Annotated in this window: 12 protein-coding genes; 9 read left to right on the top strand and 3 right to left on the bottom strand. The window is 64.5% G+C overall.

The genetic code is table 11. The annotated features are described in order from the left end of the window. Nucleotides 1–113: 113 nt before the first annotated feature. Both XH90_RS02840 and XH90_RS02835 read left to right on the top strand, forming a co-directional pair. A complete protein-coding gene (locus XH90_RS02840; protein ID WP_057747431.1) occupies nucleotides 114–548 on the top strand; it encodes a MarR family winged helix-turn-helix transcriptional regulator in 435 nt (144 codons plus the stop codon). A 272-nt stretch (nucleotides 549–820) separates the two neighbouring features. Further along, the gene (locus tag XH90_RS02835) at nucleotides 821–1156 is read left to right on the top strand and encodes a GYD domain-containing protein (RefSeq protein ID WP_194479114.1); all 336 of its coding nucleotides are present in this window, start codon (nucleotides 821–823) and stop codon (nucleotides 1154–1156) included. A gap of 232 nt (nucleotides 1157–1388) precedes the next feature. Here the strand turns inward: XH90_RS02835 and secA are convergent, their stop codons facing one another. Continuing rightward, on the bottom strand, nucleotides 1389–4229 hold the full coding sequence (gene secA / locus XH90_RS02830) for a preprotein translocase subunit SecA (RefSeq protein ID WP_194479113.1): 2841 nt from the start codon (nucleotides 4227–4229) through the stop codon (nucleotides 1389–1391). 352 nt (nucleotides 4230–4581) lie between these two features. Between secA and XH90_RS02825 the strand changes: the two genes are divergently transcribed. Both XH90_RS02825 and argJ read left to right on the top strand, forming a co-directional pair. Then, nucleotides 4582–5520: a peptidylprolyl isomerase gene (locus tag XH90_RS02825; RefSeq protein ID WP_194479112.1), complete on the top strand. Its 939-nt coding sequence runs from the start codon at nucleotides 4582–4584 to the stop codon at nucleotides 5518–5520. A gap of 111 nt (nucleotides 5521–5631) precedes the next feature. Beyond that, nucleotides 5632–6873: a bifunctional glutamate N-acetyltransferase/amino-acid acetyltransferase ArgJ gene (argJ, locus tag XH90_RS02820; RefSeq protein WP_194479111.1), complete on the top strand. Its 1242-nt coding sequence runs from the start codon at nucleotides 5632–5634 to the stop codon at nucleotides 6871–6873. A 3-nt stretch (nucleotides 6874–6876) separates the two neighbouring features. On the opposite strand, the gene XH90_RS02815 is transcribed toward argJ, so the two are convergent. Further along, nucleotides 6877–8208 (bottom strand): TadE/TadG family type IV pilus assembly protein, encoded by a 1332-nt coding sequence (locus XH90_RS02815; RefSeq protein ID WP_194479110.1) that lies wholly within the window; start codon nucleotides 8206–8208, stop codon nucleotides 6877–6879. A gap of 138 nt (nucleotides 8209–8346) precedes the next feature. Between XH90_RS02815 and mutT the strand changes: the two genes are divergently transcribed. Then, nucleotides 8347–8757 (top strand): 8-oxo-dGTP diphosphatase MutT, encoded by a 411-nt coding sequence (mutT, locus tag XH90_RS02810; RefSeq protein WP_194479109.1) that lies wholly within the window; start codon nucleotides 8347–8349, stop codon nucleotides 8755–8757. A 25-nt stretch (nucleotides 8758–8782) separates the two neighbouring features. On the opposite strand, the gene XH90_RS02805 is transcribed toward mutT, so the two are convergent. Continuing rightward, the gene (locus XH90_RS02805; protein ID WP_194482568.1) at nucleotides 8783–9631 is read right to left on the bottom strand and encodes a methyltransferase domain-containing protein; all 849 of its coding nucleotides are present in this window, start codon (nucleotides 9629–9631) and stop codon (nucleotides 8783–8785) included. Nucleotides 9632–9695: 64 nt separating this feature from the next. Between XH90_RS02805 and XH90_RS02800 the strand changes: the two genes are divergently transcribed. Genes XH90_RS02800 through XH90_RS02785 form a run of 4 tightly spaced genes read left to right on the top strand, consistent with a single transcriptional unit; the run spans nucleotide 9696 to nucleotide 12161 of the window. Next, nucleotides 9696–10493: a ComF family protein gene (locus XH90_RS02800; protein ID WP_194479108.1), complete on the top strand. Its 798-nt coding sequence runs from the start codon at nucleotides 9696–9698 to the stop codon at nucleotides 10491–10493. A gap of 47 nt (nucleotides 10494–10540) precedes the next feature. Next, nucleotides 10541–10816 (top strand): glutaredoxin 3, encoded by a 276-nt coding sequence (gene grxC / locus XH90_RS02795; RefSeq protein WP_194482567.1) that lies wholly within the window; start codon nucleotides 10541–10543, stop codon nucleotides 10814–10816. After that, a complete protein-coding gene (locus tag XH90_RS02790; protein ID WP_194479107.1) occupies nucleotides 10813–11688 on the top strand; it encodes a carbon-nitrogen hydrolase family protein in 876 nt (291 codons plus the stop codon). The genes grxC and XH90_RS02790 overlap by 4 nt, the downstream gene beginning before the upstream one ends. After that, nucleotides 11685–12161, top strand: coding sequence for a DUF1178 family protein (locus tag XH90_RS02785; RefSeq protein WP_194479106.1), 477 nt, complete (start codon nucleotides 11685–11687; stop codon nucleotides 12159–12161). Before XH90_RS02790 ends, XH90_RS02785 begins: the two co-directional genes overlap by 4 nt. The last annotated feature ends 43 nt before the right edge of the window (nucleotides 12162–12204 follow it).

Below are 12204 nucleotides of genomic sequence, written 5' to 3'. Positions count from 1 at the left end.
GTTGGGCAATGATCCTATTTTGAAAATATTGAATATTCAACAATTGAAGTGCATATAGATGCAGCATTGATTGCAAGACATTCACTCATTTGGGTCAAGACGAAGTCTTAGCCGTGGCAAAATCGAACGCTCCCATCACCGAACACCTCGCCTACCTGCTCGCGCAAGCCAACCGCGAGATCAACCGGCAGCTCGAACTGCGGTTGAGCAAGGAGGGAGTTCCCGTCGAGCAATGGCGCATCCTGAAAGTGCTGTCGGACGGCGACGGCCATTCGATGGGCGAGCTTGCGGACGCCGTGCTGCTCAACCATCCGACGCTGACCAAGATGATCGACCGCATGGTCTCCGACACGCTGGTCTATCGCGTGCAGGACCCCAACGACCGTCGCAAGGTGCTGATGTTCATCTCCGATCGCGGAAAGGTGCTGTGCAAGAAGCTCAACTCGCTCGCGGTGGATCAGGAAGAGCACATCCTGGAGAGCTACGGCGACAAGTCGACGAGCGAGTTGAAGCGGCTGCTGGAGAGCTTGATCGACAGCTCGAATTGACGCGGTACCCAGCGACGGCGCGCGCGGCGCGCAAGTGTCTGCCGGCGCCTTCAAGGGGCATTTCGTCACCCTTCCGCACGATGGCCAAGTGATGTAGAGTTTCCTGCAGCCGCCATAGGGCAGTGCCGAAGGCCCAAGATATCGTTAGCGGCAATTTGCCCACGGCAGGGCGCGCAATCCTTCATTGATCTCTTTTGCGCCGGCGCTTTTTCATCACGCCGGATGGACTGCATACATTCATTCATCACTCGCTCCCGAGAGGAGAAGTCATCATGCATTTCTGTATGACAGGACAGTACACGCCAAAATCACTCAACAGCATCATGGAAAATCCCAAGACGAATCGCTACGAGGCGGCGAAGGCTCTGATCGAGGCTGCAGGCGGCAAGCTGATTTCGATGTACAGCACGGCTGCCGACGGGCCCGGCGTGCTCGTCATCTTCGACGTGCCCGACCCCAGTGCCGCACCGGCAATATCCGGCACCGTGGTGGCGTCCGGCGCCATCCACCATGTGAACCTCACGCGTCTGTGGACGCAGGATGAGATCACCAAGGTCCGGCAAATGGCGAGCGAACTGCGGGGCAAGTATCGGCCGCCCGGCAGCTAGAGGCTCCGCGTCACCTCACAGCGCAACGTAACGGATGCCCCGGAGCCAAGCCGGGGCATTGCGCCGGAGTTGCGCGCGCCACATGCGATCACCCGATTTGTTCGGCCGATCCAGCACCCGGAGACTGATATGATTGAGTCGAGAGGCCGCGGCGTACCGGGTCGCCCGGTCGAGCCGGGCGACGACAGTGGAGCGTGAGGCGCCGACCTCGCGCCCCACCAGGCTTCACGCCTTAAGCGTAGCGCCCGTGGCAGTGCTTGAACTTCTTGCCTGAGCCGCAGGGGCAGTCCTCGTTGCGGCCGACCTTGCCCCAGCTGGCCGGGTTCTTCGGGTCGCGCAGCGCGGCGTCGGTGGCCTGCGGGGCCAGCGAGACGTTGGCAATGGCCATTTCGTCTTCGCCGGTGTTCGGATCGAACTTGTGCGCTTCCATCTGCGGCAGCACGGGAGCTTCCTGCTCCGGCGGGACGATCTCGACCCGCATCAGCTGCGCGGTCACAGCCTCACGCAGATGCGCGCTCATCTCCTGGAAGAGGTTGAAGGCCTCGGTCTTGTACTCCTGCAACGGATCGCGCTGGCCGTAGCCGCGCAGGCCAATGACCTGGCGCAGATGGTCGAGCATGATCAGATGCTCGCGCCAGAGATGGTCGAGCGTCTGGAGCAGGATGGTCTTCTCGACGTAGCGCATCACGTCGGGGCCCCATTGCGCGACCTTGGCCGCCATGTGCTCGTCCGCCTTGGTCTCGATACGCTTGAGCAGCTCCTCGTCGGCGATGCCCTCTTCCTTGGCCCAGTCGTCGACCGGCAGGTCGAGATCGAGCACGCGCTTCAATTCGTCCTTCAGGCCGGCGACGTCCCACTGCTCGGCATAGGCATGCTCGGGCACGTGCTTGGCGACGAGATCGTCGATGAAGGCATGGCGCATGTCGGTGACGGTCTCGGCGACGCTGTCGTCCTTCATCAGGTCGACGCGCTGGTCGAAGATCACCTTGCGCTGGTCGTTCTGGACGTTGTCGAACTTGAGCAGGTTCTTGCGGATGTCGAAGTTGCGGGCTTCGACCTTCTGCTGCGCCTTCTCGAGCGCCTTGTTGATCCAGGGATGGATGATCGCCTCGCCCTCTTGCAGGCCGAGACGCTGGAGCATGCTGTCGAGGCGATCCGAGCCGAAGATGCGCATCAGATCGTCTTCCAGCGACAGGAAGAACTTCGAGCGGCCGGGATCGCCCTGACGGCCGGAGCGGCCGCGAAGCTGGTTGTCGATGCGGCGGGATTCATGCCGCTCCGAGCCGATGATGTAGAGGCCACCCGGCTTCTTGACGGTCTTGGCCGGCTTCGAGCCCTTGGCCGGCTCGAGTTCGACGGTCTCCTCGGCCTTCAGCACGATGTCGCGGAAATGCGCGATGTCGGCCTTGATCTGCTCGATCTTCCTGGCCTTCTCGGCCTCGTCCTCGATGCCGGCGGTTTCCTGCTGGAGGCGCATCTCGAGCGAGCCTCCGAGCTTGATGTCGGTACCGCGGCCGGCCATGTTGGTCGCGATCGTGATCGCGCCGGGCACGCCGGCTTCGGCGACGATGTAGGCTTCCTGCTCGTGGAAACGCGCGTTCAGCACCGCGAACAATTTCGCCGGCTTGCCGGCGCGGGCAGCGGCGTAGAGCTTGTCGAGCGCGTTCTCCTTGCCGAAGTCGATCTGCTTGTAGCCATTCTGCTTCAAGAATTCGGCCAGCACTTCCGACTTCTCGATCGAGGCGGTGCCCACCAGCACCGGCTGGAGCCGGGAGTTGGCGCGTTCGATCTCGGCGAGGATGGCCTGGTATTTTTCCTTCTGGGTCCGATAGACCTCGTCGTCCTCGTCGAGGCGCGCGATGGTCAGGTTGGTCGGGATTTCCACGACCTCGAGCTTGTAGATGTCGAACAGCTCGTCCGCTTCGGTCGCAGCCGTACCGGTCATGCCGGCGAGCTTCTCGTACATGCGGAAGTAGTTCTGGAAGGTGATCGAGGCCAGCGTCTGGTTCTCGGGCTGAACCTGGACGTGCTCCTTGGCTTCCAGCGCCTGGTGCAGGCCTTCCGAATAGCGGCGGCCCGGCATCATGCGGCCGGTGAACTCGTCGATGATCACGACCTCGTCGTCGCGGACGATGTAGTCCTTGTCGCGGGTGAACAGCGTGTGGGCCCGCAGCGCCTGGTTGATGTGGTGCACGACGGAGACGTTCTCGACGTCGTAGAGCGACTCGCCCTTGAGCTGGCCGGCATCGCGCAAGAGCGTCTCGATCTTCTCCATGCCGCCTTCGGTCAGCGTCACGGTGCGCTGCTTCTCGTCGACCTCGTAGTCGGTCTTGTCGAGCTTGGGCAGGAATCCGTCGATGGTGTTGTAGAAATCCGAACGGTCGTCGAGCGGGCCGGAGATGATCAGCGGCGTGCGCGCTTCGTCGATCAGGATGGAGTCGACTTCGTCGACGATGGCGAAGAAGTGCGGCCGCTGGACCATGTCCTCGAGCCGGTACTTCATGTTGTCGCGAAGATAGTCGAAGCCGTATTCGTTGTTGGTGCCGTAGGTGATGTCGCAGGCATAGGCCGCCTTGCGCTCGGCATCGTCGAGGCCGTGGACGATCACGCCCGTGGTCATGCCGAGGAAGCCGTAGATCTGGCCCATCCAGCCGGAGTCGCGGCGGGCGAGGTAGTCGTTGACGGTAACGACATGGACACCCTTGCCCGCGAGCGCGTTGAGGTAGACCGCGAGCGTTGCAACCAGCGTCTTGCCTTCGCCGGTCTTCATCTCGGCGATGTCGCCCTCGTGCAGCACCATGCCGCCGATCAGCTGGACGTCGAAATGGCGCTGGCCGAGCGTGCGCTTGGCGGCCTCGCGCACCGTGGCGAAGGCGGGAACGAGCAGGTCGTCGAGCGTCTTGCCTTCGGCGAGCTGCTTCTTGAACTCGGCGGTGCGGGCCTTGAGCGCCTCGTCGGAGAGTTTCGAGACCTCAGGCTCAAGCGCATTGATCGCGTTGATGCGGGACTGGTATCCCTTCACCCGCCGGTCGTTGGCGGAGCCGAAAAACTTGCGGGCGAGCGCGCCGATCATGCCTAGTTCCTGTGTTCGCGATTCAACCGCGTTGCAGCCAAGAAGTTGTCACCCTCCGGCCCATCAACTCACCGTGACGCCTTATGGTGCCAGAGCCCGGACTATCGGGGGTCATCCGCCATATGGGTGGGAATTGGGCTAGTCTGGGTTCAACGGCCAAAAACGCAGCAAAATAAACGCCATCGCCATGGTCGCGACCGCGCAGAGATATGGCCCGGTCAGGGCCTTGTCAACGGCGGGCGCATTGCGGCTAATTCATCATTTTGACAGACTTTTCGCGTTGCCAAGCCTCCGCGATTGGGCGAGTGTCCGCCGCGCTTAAGCAGCCCCTGCTTCAACATAAGGATTTTCCATGACCACCTCGTTCCCGGTAACCACCGGCCAGCGTTTTCGCCATGCATCCGCCCTGGCTGGCTTCCTGGCCCTGGCGCTGTCCCTGGCGTTCGCGGGCCCGCTCCGGGCGGCCGACGATCCGGTTCTGGCCAAGGTCAATGGCGCTGAAATCAAGAAGAGCGACGTCACCATGGCCGAGGAAGAGCTCGGACCGAGCCTCGCCCAGATGGACCCGGCGACCAAGGACGAGAACGTCCTCTCCTTCCTGATCGACATGAAGATCGTGGCCAAGGCGGCCGATGACAAGAAGGTCGCCGACAGCGACGAGTTCAAGAAGCGGATGGCGTTTGCCCGCAACCGCCTGCTCATGGACAGCCTGCTGGCCCAGGAAGGCAAGGCGGCGACCACCGACGACGCCATGAAGAAGGTCTATGAGGAGGCCTCCAAGCAGATCACCGGCGAGCAGGAAGTGCGCGCCCGCCACATCCTGGTCGAAACCGAGGACGAGGCCAAGGCGGTGAAGGCCGAGTTGGACAAGGGCGCCGATTTCGCCGAGTTGGCCAAGAAGAAGTCCAAGGATCCGGGCTCCGCCGACGGCGGCGACCTCGGCTTCTTCACCAAGGAACAGATGGTGCCGGAATTCTCGGCCGTCGCGTTCTCGCTCGAGCCGGGCAAGATCTCCGACCCCGTGAAGTCGCAGTTCGGCTGGCACATCATCAAGGTCGAGGAAAAGCGCAACCGCAAGGCGCCGGAGTTCGACCAGGTCAAGCCGCAGATCGAGCAGTACGTCACCCGCAAGGCCCAGGCCGACTACGTCGCCAAGCTCCGCGCCGAGGCGAAGGTCGAGCGGCTGGACCAGCCGGCGGCGGACGCGTCCAAGGATGCCAAGCCGGCCGATGCGAAGCCTGCTGATGCGAAGCCGGCCGACAGCAAGATGGCGCCTCCCGCCAAGAAGTAAGAATTCGCTGTCACTTCGGCGACGCGAAGAGTATTTAAGCCTACCAGATGCCCGGCCCCGCAAAGAGGGGCCGGGCATCTGCATATCCAGACCTCACCAAGGCACCCAGCGATGTCCTCATCAGTCTCCCCGCTCGCCCCGAAGAACGTCCCTGACATGCCCGTGATCGCGGGCGTCCGTCTTGCGACGGCCGAGGCCGGCATCCGCTACAAGAACCGCACCGACGTGCTGCTGGCGATCATGGACAAGGGCACCGCGGTGGCCGGTGTCTTCACCAAGTCGAAGTGCCCGTCCGCGCCGGTCGAATGGTGCCGTGCAAAACTGAAGGGCGGCAAGGCCCGCGCCCTGGTCGTCAATTCCGGCAATGCCAACGCCTTCACCGGCAAGACCGGCCGCGGCTCGACCGCGCTGACCGCGAAGATCGCGGCCAAGGCCGTCGGTTGCAGCGAGAGTGAGATCTTCCTGGCCTCGACCGGCGTGATCGGCGAGCCACTGGACGCGACCAAGTTCGACGGCGTGCTCGGCCGCCTGGCCGAGACCGCGGAAGCCGGCGATTACCTCGCCGCCGCCAAGGCGATCATGACCACCGACACCTTCCCCAAGGTCGCGACCGCGACCGTGAAGCTCGGCAAGGCCAAGGTCACCATCAACGGCATGGCCAAGGGCGCCGGCATGATCGCTCCCGACATGGCGACGATGCTGTCCTTCATCTTCACCGACGCCCCGATCGCGCCCGCCGCGCTCCAGGCGCTGCTCAAGGCCGGCGTCGAGGACACGTTCAACGCGGTCACGATCGACGGCGACACCTCGACCTCCGACACGCTGCTGGCGTTCGCCACCGGCGCCGCCGGCCAGCACGGCGCGCCCAAGATCAGCCGCGCCAGCGATCCGCGCCTGAAGCCCTTCGTGAAGGCCTTCAACCAGATCCTCGCCAATCTCTCCGAGCAGGTCGCCCGCGACGGCGAAGGCGCGCGCAAGCTGGTCGAGATCACCGTCGAGGGCGCCAAGACCAAGGCCTCGGCCCGAAAGATCGCGATGTCGATCGCGAACTCACCGCTGGTGAAGACCGCGATCGCCGGCGAAGACGCCAATTGGGGCCGCGTGGTCATGGCCGTCGGCAAGGCCGGCGAGCCGGCCGATCGCGACAAGCTGTCGATCTCCTTCAACGGCATCCGCGTCGCCAAGAGCGGCGCGCGCGATCCTGATTATGACGAGGCGCAGGTGTCGGAAGCGATGAAGGCCCCGGAGATCGCGATCAAGGTCTCGCTCGGCCTCGGCAAGGGTCGCGACCGCGTGCTGACCTGCGATCTCACCAAGGAGTACGTCGCGATCAACGGGGATTACCGGTCGTAGGCCTCAGCCCGCGATGCGCGCGTCGGCGACCGCCTTCTTGAACAGCGCGTTCATCGCGTCCGAGATTCCTTGGGTCGGGCTCACCTCGAAATAGAGCCCGGGCGAGGCGCAGCTCTGCATGTTCTGCGCGATCTGGCTGTTCGGCGACGGACCGAACGGTCCCTGGTTGAACGGATCGATGTAGGTCATGTACCAGCTGTTGGTCGGCAGTTGCAGATAGGTGGTGTAGAGCACCGCGATCTTGATGCCGCGGTTCTTGATCGTGGTGCAGAGAGAGACGTCGATCGGCGACTGGCAGCGGCCGCCGCTCACCGTCGGCTTGGAGCAGGCGGTGTTGTATTCGTCTGCAACGCCGTCCGAGACGAAGAACAGATATTTCATCGGCGCCGCCGAGGTGCCCGCGCCCGGCGTCGTGATTGCCGTGTTGATCGCCGGGAATACCGTGCTGAACTGGGTGTCCTTGTCGGCGGTATAGGCATCGTTGTTGCCGTAGACGCCCATCAAATCGATGGAGCCTGCCGCGGTCTTGGCACTCGACAGGCTCGCCGACAGCGAGAACAGCGCGCGCAGGCCGATGGTCTTCGACGCGGCGCCGAAATCGTAGATCGCCATGCGGAACTGGTTCGAATAGGTCTCGGTGGCCGCAGCCGTGTCCATCAGCGACTGGGTCGCGCTGCGCAGCACGTCGATCCGCGTGGTCACGCCGAGCGTCTTGGCGAGGTTGTAGTAGTTGTTCGCGTCATTGTAGTCGTGACAGGCGAAGGCGCACTTGTCGGACGTGTTGCTGACCATCTTGGTGACATCCGCCGGCGTCGCCGCCACGCCCATCGACGGCGAATTGTCCAGCAGGAGATAGAAATCGACATAAAGCGGCATGTTGGCCGTCGAGGTCGACGTGCCCGTCACGGTGAGCGCGGTCTTGCCGATCAGGCCGAGGAACATGGTGTTGATGTTGGCGCTGAACGCGACCGTCGAGGTGACGGTCGAGCCGCTCTTGACCACGGTCGGCGTGACGCTGTTGAGCGTGTAGCCGGTCAGATTGGCGCGGTTGGCATCGAAGATGTTCTGGGCGTCGGTCACGCCGGCGGGAATCGAGCCGTCCGACGTCATCGAGCCCGCCGCCACGAAGGCCGGCGAGGCCTTGGCGATCGAGCCGACGCTGGCCGCATCGGCGGCGGCCTGAAGCTTGGAGCGGGTCTGGGTCGCGCGGGAATAGTCGATCGCACAGCCGACCGCGGTGATCAACGGGACGCAGGCAATCGTGAAGATGACCGCGATATTGCCGCTGTTGTCGCGGACGAACCGGCGAATGAGAGTGCGAAGCGCAGCGCGCATGGATCGGACCTGGAATGGTTTTAAGAGTTCCCACTCTAGGAACCGCCGATTAAATATGACTTATTGAGACCGTAGAACGCGGTCCCCAACGGGGTTAACAGACGGTTACCGATGACCTCCAGCGAACGACAGTTGCGCATGGCCGATCTCAAATTGACACTGGTGGTGGCCTGCGCGCTGGTCGATGCCGACAAGCGCGTCCTGATCGCGCAACGCCCGGAGGGCAAGACGCTCGCCGGCCTCTGGGAATTTCCCGGCGGCAAGCTCGAGCCCGGCGAACGGCCGGAGCAGAGCCTGATCCGAGAGCTCCACGAGGAGCTCGGCATCACGGTCGCCGAGCCGTGCCTCGCGCCGCTCACCTTCGCGAGCTACGGCTACGAGACGTTTCACCTCCTGATGCCGCTCTATATCTGCCGGCGCTGGGAAGGCCAGGTCACGCCGCGCGAAGGCCAGACCCTCGCCTGGGTCCGCGCCAACAAGCTGCGCGACTACCCGATGCCGCCGGCGGACATTCCGCTGATCCCGCATTTGATCGATTTGCTGCTGTGAGGGCGAGCTGGGTCACGGACGCAGCTCAATCTCTCCCAGCCTTCTTCACCGCCTCCGCCAGGCTCGCCTTCGCCGATCCCGGCTTCAGCGGCTGCTGCTGGCTTGCATGCGGCGCCCAACCGGAGAGCCAGATGATGTCGAAGGTCGCGCGGATGCGGCCGTCGGCATCGGCGAAGCGTTCGGCGTAGATTTCGGCCGTGCGCAGCAAGGTCCTGCGACGGCTCGGCGTGCGCCGCCGCTCGATCAGCACATTGGTCGCGCCCATGCGGCGGAGATCCTGCATCAGCGCGAACGCATTGCCATAACGCACCACGACGCGGTCGACATCGGTCACCGGCAACGCGAAGCCCGCCCGCTGCAGCAGTGCGCCGATGTCGCGCAGATCGGCGAACGGCGCGACGCGCGGGGACACGCCGCCTTCGCATTCGGCCTCCGCCGCGGCAAAGGCCTGGCGCAGCTCGGTCAGGCTATCGCCGCCGATCATCGCCGCCAGCAGCAAGCCATCAGGTTTCAGTGCGCGGCGGATCTGCGCGAGCACGCCCGGCAGGTCGTTGACGAATTGCAGCGCCAGCGCCGAGACGACGAGATCGAGGCTCTCGGGTGCGAACGGCAATGTCTCCGCGCGCGCCCCATCGAGCGCGATCCGTTCGATGGAAGGCAGCCGCGTGCGCAATCCGGCGAGCCCCTCCCCTGGTGTCCAGAGCTCGACTGGGGCATGAAACTCGCGCGTCACCGCGGCAAGCCGGTCGGACATGTCTTCTGCGACCCGGTCGAGCAGGAAGGTCACATCACCCAGCGCCCGAGCACGTCGCTGTCGCGTATGCAGCAAGGTGCGATCGAACAGAGCGGGCGGGGTTTGCGGGGTCTGAGCCATGCCGCTGGTTACGCCGATCACGACGGTTCTGGCAATCCGTTGCATGCGGCGCTAGCCTCTCTCCATGGACGCCGACGCCGCCCGCACCCGCTCCATCGCCGCACCCCTTCGTGCCGCGTGGACGGCCGGCCGCCACGTGCTGTCGCGCGCCGCGCGGCTTGCGCTCGACATTGCGCTGCCGACGCTGTGCGTGTCCTGCCGCGAGCCGGTCGATGGCGAGGGCGTGTGCGCGGCGTGCTGGTCACGGCTGTCGTTCATCGAGCGGCCCTATTGTCCGCGGCTCGGCATTCCCTTCGTCTATGACCCCGGCCCCGACATGCTGTCGATGGAGGCGATCGCGAGCCCGCCGGCTTACATGCGCGCCCGCGCGGCGTTGCGTTACGACGACGTCGCGCGCACGCTGGTGCATGCGCTGAAATACCAGGACCGGACGGACCTCGCACCCGCCATGGGCCGCTGGATGGCGCGTGCGGGCAGTGAGCTGCTCGCGGACGCCGACATGCTGGTGCCGGTGCCCCTGCATTGGCGCCGGGCCTGGCGCCGCCGGTACAATCAGTCCGGCGCGCTGGCGCAGATCGTCTCACGGCAGAGCGGGGTGAAGGTGCGCGGCGATGTGCTCCGCAGAGTGCGCGCCACCGAGCAGCAGATCGGCCTGTCGCGGGCCCAGCGCGCCACCAATGTACAGGGCGCATTCCAGGTATCCCCCGACCGCCAGGCCGAAATCCAGGGCCGGCGCATCATTCTTGTCGATGACGTCCTGACGTCGGGTGCGACCCTGGATGCCTGCGCCCGCGCCCTGCTGCGCGCGAAGGCGGCCCAGGTCGACGTGCTGGTCTTTGCCCGGGTTGTCGAGATCAGGTAAACTCCCATATAATTCAATGAATTCATGACATGAGAGCGCTGGACGACATGACTGCTGCTGTCGAGATCTACACCAGGCCGGGGTGCGGCTATTGTTCCGCCGCCAGGTCGCTTCTGACCCGAAAGAAGGCGGCCTTTACGGAATTCGACGTCGCCCAGAATCCGGCCTGGCGCGAGGAGATGTACGACCGCGCCGGCGAGGGCTCGACCTTCCCGCAGATCTGGATCGGCGGAACCCATATCGGCGGCTGCGACGACCTTTACGCGCTCGATCGCGAGGGCAAGCTCGACGGCCTGCTCGAAAGCGTGAAGGCCGCGTCATGAGCGACAGGACCTTCACCGCTGCGATGATCCAGATGCGGACCGGCCTGTTACCCGAGCCGAGCCTCGCACAGGCCACCAAGCTGATCCGGGAGGCGGCGGCCAAGGGCGCCGACTACGTGCAGACGCCTGAAGTCAGCAACATGATGCAGCTGAATCGCAAGGCGCTGTTCGAGCATCTGCAGAGCGAAGAGGACGATGCCTCGTTGAAGGCCTATCGCGCGCTCGCGGCCGAGCTGAAGATCCATCTCCATGTCGGCTCCCTGGCGCTGCGCTTCTCGGCCGAGAAGGCGGTCAACCGCTCTTTCCTGATCGGGCCCGAGGGCCAGGTGCTCGCGAGCTACGACAAGATCCACATGTTCGACATCGAGCTGCCGGACGGCGAGAGCTATCGCGAATCCGCCAACTACCAGCCGGGCGAGACGGCCGTCATCTCCGACCTGCCCTGGGGTCGCGTTGGCTTGACGATCTGCTACGACGTGCGTTTCCCCGCGCTCTACCGCGCGCTCGCCGAAAGTGGCGCCTACTTCATCACCGTTCCTTCCGCCTTCACCCGCAAGACCGGCGAAGCGCACTGGCACATCCTGTTGCGCTCGCGCGCGATCGAGACCGGCTGCTTCATCTTCGCGGCCGCCCAGGCAGGCACCCACGAGAACAAGCGCGAGACCTATGGTCACTCGCTGATCATCGATCCCTGGGGCGAGATCCTCGCCGAGGGCGACGTCGAGCCCGGCATCATCATGGCCAAGATCGATCCGGCCAGGGTCGAGACCGCGCGCCGCGCGATCCCGTCACTCCAGCACGGCCGCCGCTTCGGCGTCTCCGATCCCAAGGCCGGGCCGGATCATCTGCATCTGGTGCGGGGATCGGCATGATCCGCTACGCGCTTCATTGCGACCGCAAACACGAGTTCGAAAGCTGGTTCCAGAGCTCGGCTGCCTATGATTCGCAGGTGAAGCGTAAGTTGGTAACCTGCCCGATCTGCGGCTCGGCCAAGGTCGACAAGGCGATCATGGCGCCGCGCATCGTCGGCAAGAAGGGGCGCGCAACACCTCCGGCGGAGCCGGCCACGACGCCGCCGCCCGAGGCTACGCAGTCTGGATCCACCTCGCTGATGATGGCGCAGGAGCGCGAGCTGCGCACCAAGCTGAAAGAGTTGCGCGACCACATCGTCAAGAACGCCGATAATGTCGGCGAGCGCTTTGCGAACGAAGCGCGCGCGATGCACTACGGCGACAAGGAGCATCGCCCGATCTACGGCGAGGCCTCGCCGGAGGATGCGAAGTCGCTGATCGACGAAGGCATCGAGGTCTCGCCGTTGCCGACCTTGCCGGAAGACCGGAACTGACGGTTGCTGTCGTTCCGGGGCGCGCAAAGCGCGAACTCGGGTG

The sequence above is a fragment of the Bradyrhizobium sp. CCBAU 53338 genome, assembly GCF_015291665.1.
Lineage (GTDB): Bacteria > Pseudomonadota > Alphaproteobacteria > Rhizobiales > Xanthobacteraceae > Bradyrhizobium.
The sequence above is the reverse complement of the archived record's forward strand: the minus strand, read 5'-3'. Positions and strand labels throughout refer to the sequence as shown.